A 16,920-nucleotide genomic window follows, 5' to 3' on the forward strand; every position below is an offset into this window, starting at 1 on the left:
GGGTAGCCCCAATCCCGCCCGTATTTGCCGGTTAACGAAACGGCACTATCTCTTTCGTATGTTGGGACCTCGGCGCTAGAACTGTGCCTAGATCCATCTGAGGGCTCTCATGGCGCGCAAGTATTTCGGCACGGACGGCATTCGTGGGCTGGCGAATGGGGACAAGCTGACGCCGGAACTCGCCATGAAGGTCGGCATGGCCGCGGGCCTCAAGTTCGTCAACGGCGACCATCGCAACCGGGTGGTGATCGGCAAGGACACGCGGCGCTCGGGCTATATGCTGGAGAGCGCGCTTACCGCAGGCTTCACAGCGGTGGGGATGGACGTCTATCTCCTCGGGCCAATGCCGACGCCGGCCGTCGCCATGCTGACTCGCTCGCTGCGCGCAGACCTCGGCGTGATGATCTCGGCCTCGCACAATCCGTTCGAGGACAACGGGATCAAGCTGTTCCGCAGCGACGGCTACAAGCTCTCCGATGCGCTCGAGGATGATATCGAGCGTCTGATCGATTCCAACATGCTGAGTGCCCTGAGCAAGGGCCGGGACATCGGGCGCGCCCATCGCGACGAGGCGGCGCAGACGCGCTACATCGAATACGCCAAGCGCACGCTGCCCAAGAATGTCGACCTCACCGGCCTGCGCGTGGTGCTCGATTGCGCCAACGGCGCCGCCTACAAGGTTGCGCCTACGGCTCTGTGGGAGCTGGGCGCGGAGGTGTTCACCATCGGCGTCGAGCCGGATGGCTTCAACATCAACGACAAGGTCGGCTCGACTGCACCCGAGGCGCTGATCGCCAAGGTCAGGGAGCTGCGCGCCGATATCGGCATCGCTCTCGATGGTGACGCCGACCGGGTGATCATCGTCGACGAGAAGGGCGACATCGTCGATGGCGACCAGTTCATGGCGGTGATTGCACAGTCCTGGCACGCGCGCGGCGACCTGCGCGGGGGCGGGCTCGTTGCCACGGTGATGAGCAATCTGGGTCTCGAGCGTTACTTGGGCGGTATCGGGCTCAGCCTCGAGCGGACCCAGGTGGGTGACCGCTATGTGCTCGAAGCCATGCGGGCCAAGGGCTTCAATGTCGGCGGCGAACAGTCCGGCCACATCATCCTTTCCGATTTCACCACGACCGGCGACGGTCTCATTGCCGGGCTGCAGCTCCTGGCCGTGGCCAAGCAGGCGGGCAAGCCGGTGTCCGATGTCTGCCGCCGTTTCGACAAGGTGCCGCAACTGCTGCAGTCGGTGCGCTACAAGGACGGCAAACCCCTGGAGCACAAGCTGGTCCAGCAGGCGATCAAGGAGAGCGAGGCCCGGCTCGGTGGATCCGGCCGCCTCGTCATCCGCGCGTCGGGCACCGAGCCTGTGATCCGGGTGATGGCCGAGAGCGACGACGAGGGGCTGGTTGCGGCGATCGTCAGCGAGATCACGGCGACGATCAACAAAGTGGCCTGAGAGCAGTTTCTGCGTACTGCCAAGTTACTGACTTGGCTTGTATTACTCCCATCTGTGTGCGGTCTCGTACCAAGGCTGCCTAACGATGGCATCACGCTCCGGCAACGGACGGGCGCGCCTTGATGGGGCGTGTCTTCCAAGTCGGGGGCACGGAGGCAATGGGGCCCTGGCTGTCGCGACCACAGCTGGGGTTCTCCGCTTTTTGGGTCGGGCCAAGTAATCGTCGGCCAGGGTGCAAGAGTTCGTTAACACTCCCGCTTCAGCCCGTATTAGGGATATCCGTTAGGGTTAAACGTACTTTAAGAAGTACTACGCATAGTTGTCCGCACTCGACTGACGTCGACGTGGCAACAAGGACGTACTCATGCGCAAGATTTTTGCTTCAGTGGTGGTGGCAGGAGCCGCGCTGCTGACTGTTGGCTCCGCCGCTGCAGCCGACATGCCCGAATACCCCGACATCCCGGAAGTGGATTACGACATCGGTGGCTCGTTCTACCTGCGCGGCAGCGCGGCGCTGAACTGGCACTGGGGTGGGGAGCTGAACCATCCGCTCGCGAGCGAGACCTGGGAATACACCGAGTACGGCTACGGCTACAGCTGGGGCGCGGGCTTCGGCTACGAGACCGGCACTGGCCTCCGCTTCGACGGCACGATCGACTCGGTCGAGACCACCGGCCTCAAGATCACCAAGGCCGGCATGCCCGACCCGGATGCAAACGGCGACTACACGCTGATGCTGCGCTCGACGGTTGCACTCGCCAACGTCTACTACGATTTCGGCCTCGGCGGTGACTGGGGCTACTCGTCCGGCTCCGGCGGCGCCTTCGGCTATGTCGGCGCCGGTCTCGGCGCGGCCTGGAACCACTCCGAGGTCAACGCCCCCGTCAACAATCCGGTCCCCACCGGTACCAATGTCAGCGTTGCGGGCGCCCTCATGGCCGGCGTCGGCTACGACATGGGCACCTGGGTCGCCGATCTTGGCTACCGCGCCCTCTACATCGACCAGGTCAGCAACGCCCCCACCGCGGACGCCGACCTCTACTACGAGGCCGACAACAACTGGATCCATGAAGTTCGCGGCACCGTCCGCTATCGCTTCAACTAACCAGCCGCGATTGACAGCAGTCTTCATTGGAACGGCGCCCAGAAGGGCGCCGTTCTGCTTTGCGCCGCCAGGCCGGCTTGCTCACACGGGGGCACCTCGACCGACTCGGCCCGGGCAGCTACACCCACTGCATGCGTCCACCCGCCATCACCATCGAAGATCGTACGCTTGCTCGCGCCGATATCGTTGCCCTTCAAGGCGATGATCCGGTTCGTCTCGTCGGATGCGCCCTTGACGAAACCAAGCTCTCCGATCTCGATTTCACCGGCTGGGTATTCGAGCGCTGCAGCCTTGCGCGCGCGGACCTCGGCAACGCCGTGCTTGAGTTCAGCCGCTGGCTTAACTGCCGCGGGGCGTTCGCGCTGTTTCGCGGCGCCAATCTCGAGGATGCGGTGTTCCGGTCGTCGGACTTCAACAACGCGAGCTTTCGGGCGGCGACGCTCTCTTCGGCCGCATTCGAGGACTGCAAGCTCACGGGCTGCGATCTCACCGACGCCAAGTCGATGGATGTGCGCTTCACCAATACTCTGCTGGTCTCGGCCAAGCTCCCCGAGTTCAACTTCCGCAAGGACAAGCTGGTCGGCGTCGATCTCAGCTCGGCCGAACTCGTCAAATGTGATTTCCGCGAAGCGACGTTCGAGAACTGCAGTCTGCGCGAAGCCAATATCGATCAGGCGCGTTTTCAGGACGCGGACCTGCGCGGGGCCGATCTCGGCGGGTTGTCGATCCTCGCGCAGGCGGGCCGCTTCAAGGGTGCCGTCGTGTCGGCGGCTCAGGCCGAACTGATCCTCAGTCAGACGGGACTAAAGGTGCGAGCGCGGTAGCGCCCACCGATTTGTCGGACGAGGCGATATCCAGTGCGGGTGCGGTAGACTCGTTGCTGGCGAGCTGGAACCGCTCGAACCGGCCAAGTTCCTCCTCAACCATCGCCTTGTGCTCGGCGGCGTTGCCTTTGCCGACCCAGTGCCAGGACTGGATCAGCATCTTGCCGGCCGCACGGTCGGTCTTCAGGTCCTGCGCCGCAACGATCTCGTCCCCCGCCAGCACCGGCAGGGTGAAGTAGCCGAACTTGCGCTTGGCCTTGGGAACGTAGGCCTCGAACACATGGTCGTAGCCGAAGAACAGGCTCAGCCGGCGGCGCTGGATGATCAGCGGGTCGAACGGCGAGAGGATGTGGACGAGGGGAGGACCCTGCGGCTCGGGTGGCTCAAGTGCTTCGGGGCGGGCGTAGTGGATCGTCGGGTCATCGCCAACCGTCACCGGCACCAGCTTCTTCGTCCGCACCCGCGTCTCGATCAGTTTGGCGATGCCGGGAGTGAAGCGGAGCTTGGGGTGCATCACCGATGGGCCGCTGATCAGGCCCTGCGCGGTGAGGGCCCGATCGACCAGGTGCTCGTCGATCTGCCGCTCGGTAGCGGCGCGCGGGCGCGGAGGCCAGCCGAAATGGCGGTCGATCAGCTCGTAGGTCTTCACCATGCCGTTGCGCTCGGAAATGGTGAGTTCGCCCGAGTAGAACCCGTACTGGAGTACGCGCTTGGATGGCTTGCGACTGGCCCAGGGATGATCCTTCTCGACCAGTTCGTCGTCCTCGATATCGCGGATCGAGATGGCGCCGTCCTTCCTGATCTGGCGCAGGAGGCGTTTCAGGTCGTTGGGATCGGCATCGGCGTACCAGCGAAGCGGCTCGGAACGGTGCTGCCGCATCTCGTCGAGATAGAACGGCATGTCGCGCAGAGGCACGTAGGCGAGGGCGTGGGTCCAATACTCGAAGATGGACTTGTCCTTCGACTGCGCATGCGCGAGGTCGGCGCGGCGGTAGTTCGGGATGCGCGAGAACAGGATGTGGTGGTGGGCGCGCTCGATCACGTTGATCGTGTCGATCTGCACGTAGCCCAGGTGTTCGATCGCGGCCTGCGTCGCCGTCGGCCCGGCGCCGAAGGGCTGGCGTTCGTCGAGCCGCTGTGCGTGCAGCCAGACGCGGCGGGCGTGGGGGACTGTGAGGGCGACCGGTTTCTTCATGGTGACAAGCGTAACGCGGGACCCTGCCAAGGCGTGTCAGGCTTTGTCATTTCTTCCACATGGCAAGGAGGCCCGCACCGATATCGACGCGCGGTGCTGCGGGGGCGATGCCGCGGATCTCGGCCGGCTTCACTGCCGGCCAGAAGACGTCGTCAAACAGCGGGAGCATGGCCTTGGTGATGAAGCGGGTGCGCTGGGCGTAGACGTGCTTGTCGCCATAGGGCGTCTGCTGGTGGACGTAGAAGCGCTGCGGCACCATCAGGTGCAGCTCGTCCTTGGCGCGGGTCATCGCCACGTACAGCAGCCGCCGCTCTTCCTCCAGCTCGTGGGTCGAGCCGGTGCCGAGATCGGAGGGGATGGCGCCGTCGACGACGTTCAGCACGTGGACGTTCTTCCACTCCTGCCCCTTGGCCGAGTGGATAGTCGAGAGGATGAGGAAATCCTCATCGAGCATGGGGACGCCGGCCTGGTCGGACGTGGCGTCGGGCGGGTCCAGCGTCAGCTCGGTGAGGAAGCGCTCGCGGCTCGGGTAGCCCGATGCGATCTGCTCGAGCTGGTGGAGGTCTTCCTTCCTGACTTCGGCATCCTCGTAGACCGCTTCCATCAGCGGCTCGTACCACATCCGAGCGCGCAGGAGTTCCGACGGCCAGCCGCCTCCGCCTTCCCCCAGATGGCGCACTGCCTCGATGAAGCCGGGCCAACCCTCAGAACCGCGGGGCGGAGGCGGCGCGTTCAGCAGCTCCATTAGCGGATCGGCGCTCTCGGCCATGCGGTCGAGTAGCTTGCCGGCGGCGCCCGGGCCGACGCCGGGGAGAAGCTGCAGCACGCGGAAGCCGGCGACGCGGTCGCGCGGGTTGTCGACGAAGCGCAGCAGCGACAGCATGTCCTTGACGTGCGCGCTGTCGAGGAACTTAAGCCCGCCGTACTTCACGAACGGGATATTGCGGCGGGTGAGCTCGATCTCGAGTTCGGCCGAGTGCGAGGACGTCCGGAAGAGCACCGCCTGCTGCTTCAGCGTCGTGCCGCCCTCACGGCAGGCGAGGACGCTTTCCACGACGTAGCGGGCCTGGCTCGGCTCGTCCTTCACCGTCACGAGGTGTGGTTTCTCGACAGCGATACGGTCGGTCCAGAGGTTCTTGGTGAAGCGCTCGGCGCTTTCCGAGATCACGGCGTTGGCGGCCTCGAGGATCGGCTGGGTCGAGCGGTAGTTGCGGTCGAGCGTCACCATGCGCGCGGCCGGGCTGAACGACGCCGGGAAATCGAGGATGTTGCGCACGGTGGCGGCACGGAACGAGTAGATCGACTGGGCGTCGTCGCCCACGACCGTCAACCCTTCGCCGGCCGGCTTCATGGCGAGCAGGATCGAGGCCTGCAGACGGTTGGTGTCCTGGTACTCGTCGACCAGCACATGATCGAAGCGGGTGCCGATGTCCTCGGCGATCGAGGGTTCGCGCATCATGGCGGCCCAGTAGAGCAGCAGGTCGTCGTAATCGAGCACCTGCTGGCGTTGCTTCTGCTCAACATAGGCGGCGAAGAGGTCGCGCAGCTCGTTGGCCCACATGGCGACCCAGGGGAAATGGGTCTTAAGCACCGGCTCGAGTTCGTCCTGCGCGTTGACCACGCGCGAGTAGATAGCGAGGCAGGTGCCCTTGGTGGGGAAGCGCTTCTTGGCTTCCGAGAACCCCATCTCGTGGCGGATGATGTTGATGAGGTCGCCCGAGTCCTCGCGGTCGTGGATGGAGAAGCCGGGGGTGAGGCCGATCTGCTCGGCATGCTCGCGCAACAGGCGCGCGCCGATGCCGTGGAAGGTGCCGGCCCAACTCAGCGCATCGGTGACGACGCCGGCCTTGGCACCCAGCACCTGCGCAACGATGCGCTCGACGCGACGCTGCATCTCGCTCGAGGCGCGGCGCGAGAAGGTCATCAGCAGGATGCGACGCGGGTCGGCGCCGTTGACAATGAGGTGCGCGACGCGGTGCGCCAGCGTGTTGGTCTTGCCCGAGCCTGCACCGGCGATCACCAGCAGCGGCCCGCCCAGATGCTCCACGGCCAGCCGTTGCTCGGGGTTCAGCTTGTCGAGATAGGTCGGGGCAGTAGCAGGCAACACGCGAATCGATCCGGAAGAGAGATCGGATCAGGAAGCATCATTCCTGCTTTGTTCGCAATTCACGGTACGTGGGCGGCAGCTACGAGGCGGGGCGAAGGCGCTGCCCATACATGATCTCGCCGGTGCAGGTGTCGACGTCCAGCAGGTAGACCCAGTCACCCTGCGTTGCACGCACCTGGATACGATCGTCGTTTCGCACGTTGAGATAGATGTTGCTGAAGCCTTCGTTGGCGATGACCTGGCGTATGCGGTGGTCGGTCAGCTCGATGGGGCAGCCCGGCCAGTACCAGCTATCGTCGTCGTCCATGAACATGGTCTGGCCGTGCGCCGGTGCGGCAAGGGCAATCATTACGCCAACCAAGGCGGCACGGCAGAACGGAGCCGCAGGCATCTCATCCTCCAATCCTGGGCAGGGCCGCAGTTCGCGGTCCTGAAGCTTTATCAACGCGGTGGGGTCTCAAGCGTTGCCAGACGGCTTCGCGGCCCCTAGTCCCCGGCCTTGCCCAGCTCGCGCTGCTTCTTGAGGAAGGCGACACCGGCCGTGTAGCGGTCATGCATGCGGGCGAAGCGGCCAAGGGTATCGCTGGGCAGGCCCAGTTCGATCAGCTCGGCGTGGATGTCCTTCAGGCTGTTCTCCATCTCGTCCATCTCGACGAACATGCGGTCGATCTGCTCGCGGGACAGACGCACCATCGTTGCCATAGCCGTCTCCTCCGGGCCGTTGCAGATGTTGCCGGCTACGAGCTTGCCATGACTATCAGCAGTCGTCGATGTGTGCTGCTATGCATTTGTAATCATTGAACGATTCTGACGATGCTCTTGTCATGAGCGCCGACGCAGCTGATATTCTGGACAGGTCACATGCTGCTGGAGGTGAATTTCATGCCGTCAGTGACCAGGTTGGGCTCGGCTGTCCATGGTTATGGGCTGACGACCGCCCAGATCATCTACCACGTGCCCGACAACTACGCGCTGCTGCAGGATTTCCTCTGGCAGGAGTACGATGTGTTTCCGGAGTTCCCGACGCTGAGGAAGTTCCTCGCCTTCTGGGAAGATCAGATCGAGGGTCGGCTGCATTCCATAACCGTTGCGCACGCCTGCCTGATCCACCCGATCGAGCTCTACCCGTTGCAGAGCACCAGACTGCACTAGGCGGCCATGTTCCGGAGGTAGTGACGCCAGGCGTCGGACTCGACGAACTGCCAGTCGGGGGCAGGGCCGCGGCCGGCTGGCAGGGTTCGCAGATGCTCGATCAGGAGCAGTGCGTCGGCAGTCTTGGCCCCGATGCGCGCTTCGCGATAGGCGGCCCTCAGGTGGGGGAGACCGGCGGTGGAGACGATCTCGTCGACGGTACGGTCGGCGAAATAGATCGATTGCGCGGCCGCGAGCAGGTCCCTTGCCTCGGACTGTGTGGCGAGCCCGCGCCCTGCCATCGCCACGACAGTTGCTTCGACGTCGACCAACGGTTCGCTCAGCGGCATGAAGTCGAGCTCGCCCGGGGCGTGCGCCAGGCACACATCGGCATCCTCGATCCGGTGGCCGTCGCGATAGCTCCGCGCGATGGGACCGACGGCCTCCATGCCGAAGGGCGCGCATTCGGCAGCGCGCAGCGCACCGAGCGAGGCCGCGCCCAGCACCCGCACGCCCTGCTTGAGGGCGAAGAGGATTTCCTTGTGCCAGACCGACGGCACGAAGCCGAAGACCCCGTCGACGAGGCCGATCGCATCCGCGCCCTCGAGCACAGCGCGGTGGAGGTCGCCCTGCCGTGCCGGCGGGCGTACGTCGAGGCCGTAGGGGTCGTAGCTGACGCCCCAGAGCGAGGGGCCGACGAACAGGACCTTCACATGAACCCCAGCATGGCTGCGGCAGCCCGCGACCCGGGGCGCCAGTTGCGATTGGTGAGCCGGTCTTCGAGACCGGGGACGAAAACCTTGACGACGTGGATGCCCATCCGCTCGCCACCCACGGGGACGACGATGACCCGACGCAAGCCGGCGCGGGCCAGGCCGGCGCGCAGCGCTGCCAGCAGGCCCTCTTCACCGACCGGACTCGCGAGGCCGGTTGGGGCCGCCCGCGTCGCCGACGAGGCCTCGGTCAGCACGGCAATGGTGCGTCCCAGCGTCATGTCGTATTCGGTTTCGACAATATCGTCGCGGGCCCCGGCGATGTTGGTGATCCGGGTCTGCGCCGCCTCGACGATGGCGCGCCGCGCTGCCACGGCCCCCACGGGATGGCAGCTTGCTCCGGTCGCTACGTCGAAGTGCTTGTCGGCGCCGTCGGAGGGCCAGAGCACGGCATAGAGGGTCGGCAGTCCGGTATTGCTGGTTTGGTCGTAGAGGCGCAGTCGATAGCCGGCTTCAGTTATGCGGAAAACGAGGGCGTCGATGTCGGGATCGTCGAAGGCGGCGGGCTCGACCGCTGTCGCGCGGGCGGCCACATCGCTCTTATAGCCCCAGAGACAGACCGCATCACGCTCGATCGCTTCGCACAGCGCATGGACCAGCGCCCCGGAGTGGCTGATGCCTGCTGCTATGCCGTTGGTCGATTGCGCCAGGCCAGGGAGGTCAGCCGGCGGCGTTCCCAGCACCACCGCGTCGTAGGGTACCAGCACCGTGGTGCCGGTCTCCAGCGCGTAGCCCTCGAGCCAGCGGATCGGCCTGTGCTCGTCGAGCACGAAGTCGCGCGGCATCAGTGGGGCGATGTCCATGGTCTCGATGCCGGCAGACTGCGCCTCGGCGTGGCTCATGAGCCGCTGCGGTGTCTCCGGGGCCTCCGCAACCGCGTATTCGGCTGCCTCCATGACTGCCGAGATCTGGGCCGAGACATCGTCGATGCCCTTGCCCTGGTGGCTGGCGATGGTGGCCGAGTTTGGCCGGATTGCCGCGTAGCAGGGGATACCGATCCGATCGAGGCCGGTCTGGCGGGCGAGCCGGGTGATGCCAATTTCTCTAAAATGCAAAGACAAATCCCGCAGCAATGCCGCGGGATTCCTCTGCTCGCCGGTGGAACTGGCCGCCGGGCGGGTGCTGTCTTGGTGAAGCAAGGCTTACTTGGCGTGGAAGTGCCAGACGGCGCTGCCGTCTTCGCGCTGGCCAGCGGCCACTGCGATATCGATGCCGTCGACGATGGTGTTGCCCGCGGCGAGTGCAGAGCGGACGTTCGAGGGAACCACGGTTTCATGATCCACCGGGGTAACAGTCATCAGCTGAGTATCCACGACGAGCAGCTGAGAGGAATCTTTCTGACCAATAATGACGTAGCGCATAAGTATTTCTCCTTTTGCGGCCTACTTGAATCCGGCCTTTCGCAACGCCTCTATATACAGATCGACATCCGCAGGATCGCGCTGTGGCATTCGAGATACCCAACGAGCGGTTGTAAAATCCGGCTGCAATTTAAGCGCTTGCAACCGATAGCGTCGTGCCAGATCCATCTGGCCGGCCATCGCGGCAGCCGCCGCCATGAGGCGGAATGCGGGTTCCGGATTGCGCATCTGGTTGAGGTATCGGAGCGCCTCCTCCCAGCGTCCCCTGAAGAAATTGATGCCGCCCAGGGTCCACAGATACTCGTCCGGCGGGACCGGATTGAGCCGCACTGCGGCCTCGATCTTCTCCTGCGCGGCAGCGAAGTCGGAGTTGTGGACAAGTGTGTCTGCGAAGTCGGCCAGAACGTCGGCATGGTTCGGCGCGAGGTCGGCCGCCATCGCCATATGGGCAAGGCTCTGGTCGAGGTCACGGTCGAACAGCGCGACGCGGCCGAGCTCGCGATAGGCCGTGCCGTCATTGGGGTCGATCGACACGGCGCGCTCGGCGTGGAGCTTGGCCTTGTCGAGCAAGGCCCGGTCCGAACCGGCCCGCAGTACCCACTCAACCACGTAGGAACGGGCGAGGGCGCTCTCGATCGAGGCCTGGTCCGGATCGATGTCGCGGGCGATGCGCAGGGACTTCCTGCCGCGCCGGATCTTGGGCAGGTCGAAGGTGCGCAGGTTGTGGCGCCCGGCCAGATAATGGGAATAAGCGTCGGCATCGCGCTGGGTGCGCTCCTGCTGGAGCTCGGCCGTCTCGATCGAGTCGGCCAGCGCACGGGCGACGCCGTTGGTGAAATCCCAGTAGTGCTCGGGCGCCTTCAACGTCGAGAACGAGAACTTGTCGGCCCAGACGATTTCGCGCCCGGCGGCGCGAACGAGGCGGATCGCGAGCGACAGTCCATCACCCGAGAAGTGGGGGGCGATGCGGCTTTCGACGGCATAGTCGATCTGGTGCGAGCGGATCTCGTCGAGCGCCGAGAAGGGATCGAGCTGCCAAGCCGTGTGCGGAGCAATGACCGCGACAGACTTCAGTCGCGAGAGGCCTATGGTGACGTCCTCAACGAGCGCCGGGGCGAGATGCTTGGGCACCTCGGCGTGCTTGTAGTCCTGAAGCGGTGGCAGCAGCACGACGCGCGGCACGAAGCTCTGCCGCTGTTCGCCTTCGTCGGCGCCCCGCCGTGCGACGGCCCGCGCCTGGGCAGGGGAGGAGGCGGGGCTGTCCTCGGGGCCGAACATGTCCGCCGTCTCGGCGGAAGGCTCGAGGCCCAGGCCGTGGCGCAGCCGGTTGCGGAAGGCGGCGAAGGCCGCTCGGGCGCCGCTCTCGTTGTTCTCGGCACGGAACAGCTCGATCGTGGCGCGGCACACGACATCGGAATAGGGCAGGCGCTCGGTCAGGCGGCTCAGGGCCGAGTGGCCGGCGCGACCGCCGATCCGGAGCGCCGCTTCGGTCGCCTGCATGGCGAACTGGTTCTCTATCCGTGTGCGCTCGAGGGTGAGCCACTGGCTGAGCTCGGGACCGAGACCATCGACGGCGGCAAGCAGTTCGCCTCGGTACATGGAAATGAGCCGCTCCAGCTCGGCGCCATCAGCGGCGGTGCGGATGCGGCCGATCTCGCGCAGGTCGAGTTCGATGTTGCGCGCCAGCTCGATCTCGGTGGCGTCGGCATCGAACAGCTGGAAGCCGTGCTTGGATTCGAGCTCACGCGTATGCAGCAGGGTCTGGCGAAGGTTGGTCATCGCCTGCTCCGCCGTACTCGCCTCCCACACGCGCTCGGCGAGGGTTGAGCGGCGGGTCCGATTCGAGAACTCCAGGTAAAGAACGGCGGCGAGGGAGAACGCCTTCTGACGCAGCTTGACTGCCGAGCCGTCGGCCAACCGAAGGACTGGGTTGCCCAGAAGCTGCAGAGTGACGATTTCAGCCATGCAAAGCGTTCGACATTGTTAAGATATTCCTTGAATCCGAGGAAGTTTACTTGACGAAGTAAAGGCCAAAGCGTAGCCACGTAACGGCTGGATAACGCGTTGAAGTAAGCTAGGACTGTGCGGTAGGCCAGCGAAATAAAGGCGCGAAACTGCGAAGGTGGGTCGCAGTTTCTCGCGCATAGGACCCGAAACCTAGGCAACATTCCGAGGGAAGTATGGAATCTGGAACGTCGAACCTTGCCGCAGCAGCAGCGGTCTCGGAAGCGCGTAGTTCCCAACTGGTCGAACTGAGCGCTGATATCGTCAGCGCTTACGTGAGCCACAATGCACTCAGCGCAAGCGACTTGCCCAAGCTGATTGCCAGCGTGCATTCGGCCCTGACCGGGCTCGGCGGCGTCGTTGAGCCAGAGGTGGTCGTCGAGCTCAAACCGGCCGTGCCGGTGAAGAGGTCGATTACTCCCGAGTATTTGATCTGCCTGGAAGACGGCAAGAAATTCAAGTCCTTGAAGCGTCATCTCAGGACCGAGTACGACATGTCGCCCGAAGAGTACCGGGCCAAGTGGGGCCTGCCGCCTGACTATCCCATGGTGGCTCCGACCTATTCGGAGGCCCGCTCGCGTCTCGCCAAGACCATAGGCCTCGGACGCAAGCCAAAGGCGACCTCGTCGCGTGGCCGCGCCAAGGTCGTCGCCTGACACGACCGACAAACTGATTGATCCCTGCGCCCGCTCCGGCGCGAAGGGTCACGGGCGGCGTCCGCCGCCTTGGCAATGTGAAGCTGCTCCCTCGTCTGGTGGGGGAGGGAGCAGCCTAAGGGCACAGGACCCGAGTATCCTATGCACGCCCATGCTGTGCCATATCTCGTGATGTCCCCGTTATGCTCCGAACCGTTTGAGCCGCACGGGGGTGCGGAATCGTACACACCTCATACCAGAGCAGATCGAGGCAGCGGGCGATGCCCTCGGCCCGAAGGGTTGTGCCGGAGGTGTGGCGCTAAGTCATTGGATTGACACATGGCCCCCTGACGAGCCCGAGGCCCGGCCAACTCCTGATGCCGGCTTAAGCGAGCGAAATCCACAGCGGCACTTGACTCGCGGACATTTCGACGGAATTGTGAAACCGGTTTCAACGCGGGGCAATGAGCGGTTGCGGATTGATCTGACCATCCTCGGTCCTCATCTCGGCTTTCTTGCCGAGGGGGCATTGCTGACGGCGGAGGTCTGCGGGCTCGCGCTGATCGGTAGCGTCATCCTGGGCATGCTGGTCGCCATCGCGCGCACGTCGCAGGTCAAGTGGGTGAACGGGCTTGCGTTTGCCTATGTCGACCTCTTCCGCAACGTCCCCTTCATCGTCCAGCTCTTCTTCTTCTATTACGGGCTGCCAGAGATCGGCATCTATATCGACGCCTTCACCACCGGCGTCATCGCCCTCTCGATCTCAGGTGGCGCCTATGCTTCCGACGCCATCCGCGCGGGCATCCTTGCCATCGACAACGGCATCCTCGAAGCGGCCGAGGTCAGCGGGCTGCCGCGCCGCGTGACCTTCACGAAGATCGTGCTGCCGATTGCGCTGCGTACCTCGGTCCGGCCGCTGGGCTCGGTGCTGATCAACATGATCCTCACCTCGTCGGTGCTCTCGACCATCACTCTCAACGAGCTCACCGGCAATGCCAAGATCGTCGCCTCGGACACGTTCCGTCCGTTCGAGGTCTATGTCGTTCTGCTCGTGGTCTATGCCGCGCTCACCTACCTCGTCTCGATCGGCGTGAGCATGCTTCACCGCTGGCTCAACCGTGACATGCAGGAGCGGGTGAGCTGATGCGCTATACCGAGTTCACTCCCTTCGATCTGTGGTTGCTGGCTCAGGGGCTGGGCGTCACCATCGGGCTCTTCCTCGTCACCTCGCTGATCGGGCTCGCGATCGGCACGCTTTGGGGCGTTATCCGTTTCTATCGCGTGCCGGTGCTGACAGAGGTCGTGACGTTCGTTGCTGAAGTCCTCAAGAACTCGCCCGTTCTGGTGCAGCTGTTCCTGGTGTTCTTCGGCTTTCCGGCCTTCTTCAAGGTCAACATGACCCCGGTCGAGGCCGCGGTCATCACGCTCTCGGCCAACACGGCCGCCTTCGTCTACGTGATCGCGGTGTCGGCCATCGAGTCGATCGGCCGCGACCAGATCGAGGCAGCGCGCGTCTTCGGCCTCTCACGCTGGCAGGTGCTGCGCCATGTGATTGCGCCGCAGGCGGCCGCTTTCTCCATCGGGCCGCTGACGGCGCTGCTGGTCAACCAGCTGCAGGTCACCTCGCTGATCTCGGTGATCGGCGTGATGGATCTCGCCAAGATCGGCGCCAACCTCAACCTGAGGACGCTGAAGCCGTTCATCGTGTGGACCGTGGTTGGCATCCTCTACTACCTCACCGCCAAGCTCGTCGCGATGCTGGGCGCCAAACTCGAGAAGCGCCTCCGCGCGCACAGCGCATTCCGGGGCCTTTAAGCGATGCTCAAAGTCGAAAACGTCAAGAAGTCCTTCGGTGCCGCCACGGTGCTCGACGGCGTCAACCTCACGGTCAACCCGGGCGAGGTGGTGTCCATTCTCGGCTCGTCCGGCTCGGGCAAGTCCACGCTGATCCGCTGCATCAACGGGCTCGAAAAGCTCGATGGTGGCCGCATCACCGTCGACGAGTTCGACGTTGCCAAGCCCAAGGAACTGGCCGAGGCGCGCAAGCGCTCGGGCACGGTGTTCCAGCTGTTCAACCTCTACCCGCACATGACGGCGTTGCAGAACGTGGCGCTCGCGCCGGTCGAAGTACTCAAGCGCCCGCGCGCCGAGGTCGAAGCCGAGAGCCGCGCACTTCTCACCTCGGTGGGGCTCGGCGATCGTGCCGACGCCTATCCATCGCAGCTCTCGGGTGGCCAGCGCCAGCGCGTCGGCATCTGCCGGGCGCTCGCCATGAAGCCGCGCTACCTGCTTCTCGACGAGGTCACGTCGGCGCTCGATCCCGAGATGACGGCCGAAGTCCTGGCGATCCTCGCCAAGCTCGCGGGGAGTGGCACCACGATGGTGTTCGTGACGCACGAGATCGAATTCGCGCGGCAGATCTCGAACCGCATCGTCTTCCTCGAGAAGGGCAAGCTGATCGTCGACCTGCCCACAGAACAGTTCTTCGATTCCCAGGGCGGCCTGGCGCAACCGCGCGTCGCCCAGTTCCTCTCCAAAATGCGGAAAGACTAGTCGTTCCATGTTGTTGCTCGCCAATGCCGAGGCCTGGCCCGGCTTTCCCACCAGCGTCGAGATGCTGAAGGCCGGCGCTGACAGTCTCACCGCGATGGTCGAAGGGATCAGCAAGGTGGAGGCCGATCCGCGCGTCCGCAGCGTCGGATACGGCGGCTGGCCCAATATCCTTGGCTTCATGGAGTGCGATGCGGCCGTCATGGACGGCAACACGCGCGAAATCGGCTCGGTCGGCGCGGTGCCCAACACGATGCCGGTGGCAAGGCTCGCCCACGAGGTGATGAAGCGCCTGCCGCACGTCATGCTGACCGGCGACGGCGCGCGACGCTTTGCGACTGAAACCGGTTTCGCTGTCGACGACATGCTGCTCGACGACAGCAAGCGCGTGTGGTGGGAGCGGCTGGTCAAGGAAATGAGCCTCGAGGATGTCGAGCACTTCCCCAACGTGCCGCTGGCGCCGCTGCTCAAGACGATCACCGATCCCGAGCGCGTGCGCGACACTACGGTGTTCCTCAGCGCCGACGCGGGGCGCGGCATCCATGCGGCGACGTCGACGTCCGGCTGGGCCTGGAAGTATCCCGGCCGGCTGGGCGACAGCCCGATCCCCGGCGCCGGCTTTTATGCCGATAGCCGCTACGGCGCGGCCGCCTGCACACATACCGGCGAGATGACGATGCGCTGCGGCACGGCCCGCACGATCGTGCTCGCGATGAAGCTCGGCCACTCCCTTTCCGACGCGGTGAAACTCGCCGTGGAGGAACTGGACGAACTGGGCGGCGGGTTCCTCGGCGGGGTGGTCATCCACGCCGTCGACGCCAAGGGGAACCATGAGGTGGTGAATTTCCGGTGCGAGGGCGAGATCCGCTACTGGCTCTGGGATGACTCGATGGCGGAGCCTGAGCTCCGTCCTGCGAAGACTGCTTGATCCACAGGAGAGGAATGAAGATGAAGCGCATCCTGACTGCTATTGCCGCGCTGGCGCTGGTCGCCGGTACGGCTGTCCCGGCCATGGCCGGCATGATCGACGACATCCGCCAGCGCGGCGTGGTCCGCATCGGCGTGTCGCTGGGCGGCGAGCCGATCGGCTTCCGCGATGCCCAGAACAACCCGGTCGGCTACGACGTCGACGTCGCCACCATGCTGGCTGCCAAGCTCGGCGTGCCGGTCGAGTTCACCGACGTGTCGGGCGACGCCCGCGTCTCGATGCTGGTCTCGGGCCAGCTCGATATCGTCGTCGCCAACACCTCGGCGACGCTCGAGCGCGCCAAGTCCGTCAACTTCTCGATCCCGTACAACCGCGCTGGTCTGCGCGTGATCGTGCAGGCGGACTCGGGCATCACCACGCTCGAAGGCCTCGCCGGCAAGAAGGTCGTGGTTGGTCGCGGCACCACCGGTGAGACGTTCCTCAAGACCGCCGTGCCGACTGCCGAGCTCGTCTATGTCGACCAGTTCGCGCCCGATGGCGTGCTGCAGCTGCAGCAGAAGCGCGTCGATGCGGCCATCGAGGACTCGTCGCTGCTCGACTACCTCGCCACCCAGAACCCCACGCTGGTGACGATCCCGGGCCTCTATTCCAACGATCCGATCGGCATTGCCGTCGCCAAGGGCGACCCGGAATTCGTGCGCTGGATCGACATGTTCGTGTCCGACTACATCCAGTCGGGCGCCTACGCGGCGAACTACAAGAAGTGGTGGGGCGAGACCGCCAACCCGCCGCAGCTCAATCCCATCTGGTAATCGATCGCCAGACCTGAGCGTTCGGGGTCGCAGCAATGCGGC

18 protein-coding genes are annotated in these 16,920 nt (G+C 64.7%); 10 read left to right on the plus strand and 8 right to left on the minus strand.

Going from position 1 to position 16,920, the window contains the following annotated elements:
• The first annotated feature begins 109 nt into the window (after window positions 1-109).
• From glmM to PRN20_RS15300, 3 genes are all read left to right on the plus strand, one after another.
• Entirely contained in the window at window positions 110-1,453 is a 1,344-nt protein-coding gene (gene glmM / locus PRN20_RS15290) for a phosphoglucosamine mutase (RefSeq protein ID WP_273958402.1), read from the plus strand.
• A 364-nt stretch (window positions 1,454-1,817) separates the two neighbouring features.
• A complete protein-coding gene (locus PRN20_RS15295; protein WP_273958403.1) occupies window positions 1,818-2,558 on the plus strand; it encodes an outer membrane protein in 741 nt (246 codons plus the stop codon).
• 131 nt (window positions 2,559-2,689) lie between these two features.
• Window positions 2,690-3,382: a pentapeptide repeat-containing protein gene (locus PRN20_RS15300; RefSeq protein WP_273958404.1), complete on the plus strand. Its 693-nt coding sequence runs from the start codon at window positions 2,690-2,692 to the stop codon at window positions 3,380-3,382.
• Here the strand turns inward: PRN20_RS15300 and PRN20_RS15305 are convergent.
• The 4 genes from PRN20_RS15305 to PRN20_RS15320 all read right to left on the minus strand — a co-directional run bounded on the left by PRN20_RS15305 (window position 3,348) and on the right by PRN20_RS15320 (window position 7,386).
• Window positions 3,348-4,577 (minus strand): winged helix-turn-helix domain-containing protein, encoded by a 1,230-nt coding sequence (locus PRN20_RS15305; RefSeq protein WP_273958405.1) that lies wholly within the window; start codon window positions 4,575-4,577, stop codon window positions 3,348-3,350. The two genes, PRN20_RS15300 and PRN20_RS15305, sit on opposite strands and share 35 nt — an antisense overlap.
• Before the next feature lie 46 nt (window positions 4,578-4,623).
• Window positions 4,624-6,681 (minus strand): ATP-dependent helicase, encoded by a 2,058-nt coding sequence (locus PRN20_RS15310; RefSeq protein ID WP_273958406.1) that lies wholly within the window; start codon window positions 6,679-6,681, stop codon window positions 4,624-4,626.
• An 82-nt stretch (window positions 6,682-6,763) separates the two neighbouring features.
• Window positions 6,764-7,075, minus strand: coding sequence for a hypothetical protein (locus PRN20_RS15315; protein ID WP_273958407.1), 312 nt, complete (start codon window positions 7,073-7,075; stop codon window positions 6,764-6,766).
• 95 nt (window positions 7,076-7,170) lie between these two features.
• Window positions 7,171-7,386 (minus strand): hypothetical protein, encoded by a 216-nt coding sequence (locus tag PRN20_RS15320; protein WP_273958408.1) that lies wholly within the window; start codon window positions 7,384-7,386, stop codon window positions 7,171-7,173.
• Between the two features lie 180 nt (window positions 7,387-7,566).
• Here PRN20_RS15320 and PRN20_RS15325 point away from each other — a divergent pair, with 180 nt between their 5' ends.
• Complete coding sequence (locus PRN20_RS15325; protein ID WP_273958409.1) at window positions 7,567-7,836, plus strand: protein usg; 270 nt, start codon at window positions 7,567-7,569, stop codon at window positions 7,834-7,836.
• On the opposite strand, the gene PRN20_RS15330 is transcribed toward PRN20_RS15325, so the two are convergent.
• From PRN20_RS15330 to PRN20_RS15345, 4 genes are all read right to left on the minus strand, one after another.
• Window positions 7,833-8,528: a TfuA-like protein gene (locus tag PRN20_RS15330; RefSeq protein ID WP_273958410.1), complete on the minus strand. Its 696-nt coding sequence runs from the start codon at window positions 8,526-8,528 to the stop codon at window positions 7,833-7,835. The two genes, PRN20_RS15325 and PRN20_RS15330, sit on opposite strands and share 4 nt — an antisense overlap.
• Complete coding sequence (locus PRN20_RS15335; RefSeq protein WP_273958411.1) at window positions 8,525-9,643, minus strand: YcaO-like family protein; 1,119 nt, start codon at window positions 9,641-9,643, stop codon at window positions 8,525-8,527. Before PRN20_RS15335 ends, PRN20_RS15330 begins: the two co-directional genes overlap by 4 nt.
• 87 nt (window positions 9,644-9,730) lie before the next feature.
• Window positions 9,731-9,949, minus strand: coding sequence for a hypothetical protein (locus tag PRN20_RS15340; protein ID WP_273958412.1), 219 nt, complete (start codon window positions 9,947-9,949; stop codon window positions 9,731-9,733).
• A gap of 21 nt (window positions 9,950-9,970) precedes the next feature.
• Window positions 9,971-11,914 carry a BTAD domain-containing putative transcriptional regulator gene (locus tag PRN20_RS15345; RefSeq protein ID WP_273958413.1) on the minus strand — a complete coding sequence of 648 codons (1,944 nt, stop codon included), beginning with the start codon at window positions 11,912-11,914 and terminating at the stop codon, window positions 9,971-9,973.
• A 215-nt stretch (window positions 11,915-12,129) separates the two neighbouring features.
• Between PRN20_RS15345 and PRN20_RS15350 the strand changes: the two genes are divergently transcribed.
• The 6 genes from PRN20_RS15350 (at window position 12,130) to PRN20_RS15375 (ending at window position 16,878) form a co-directional block, all read left to right on the plus strand.
• A complete protein-coding gene (locus PRN20_RS15350) occupies window positions 12,130-12,609 on the plus strand; it encodes a MucR family transcriptional regulator (protein WP_273958414.1) in 480 nt (159 codons plus the stop codon).
• 451 nt (window positions 12,610-13,060) lie between these two features.
• On the plus strand, window positions 13,061-13,732 hold the full coding sequence (locus PRN20_RS15355; protein WP_273958415.1) for an amino acid ABC transporter permease: 672 nt from the start codon (window positions 13,061-13,063) through the stop codon (window positions 13,730-13,732).
• Complete coding sequence (locus PRN20_RS15360; protein WP_273958416.1) at window positions 13,732-14,403, plus strand: amino acid ABC transporter permease; 672 nt, start codon at window positions 13,732-13,734, stop codon at window positions 14,401-14,403. The genes PRN20_RS15355 and PRN20_RS15360 overlap by 1 nt, the downstream gene beginning before the upstream one ends.
• 3 nt (window positions 14,404-14,406) lie before the next feature.
• Window positions 14,407-15,141, plus strand: coding sequence for an amino acid ABC transporter ATP-binding protein (locus tag PRN20_RS15365; protein ID WP_273958417.1), 735 nt, complete (start codon window positions 14,407-14,409; stop codon window positions 15,139-15,141).
• Window positions 15,142-15,148: 7 nt separating this feature from the next.
• Window positions 15,149-16,066: an isoaspartyl peptidase/L-asparaginase gene (locus PRN20_RS15370; protein WP_273958418.1), complete on the plus strand. Its 918-nt coding sequence runs from the start codon at window positions 15,149-15,151 to the stop codon at window positions 16,064-16,066.
• A 20-nt stretch (window positions 16,067-16,086) separates the two neighbouring features.
• A complete protein-coding gene (locus tag PRN20_RS15375; RefSeq protein ID WP_273958420.1) occupies window positions 16,087-16,878 on the plus strand; it encodes a transporter substrate-binding domain-containing protein in 792 nt (263 codons plus the stop codon).
• Window positions 16,879-16,920: the final 42 nt, after the last annotated feature.

This window comes from Devosia sp. ZB163, assembly GCF_028613635.1.
GTDB lineage: Bacteria > Pseudomonadota > Alphaproteobacteria > Rhizobiales > Devosiaceae > Devosia_A.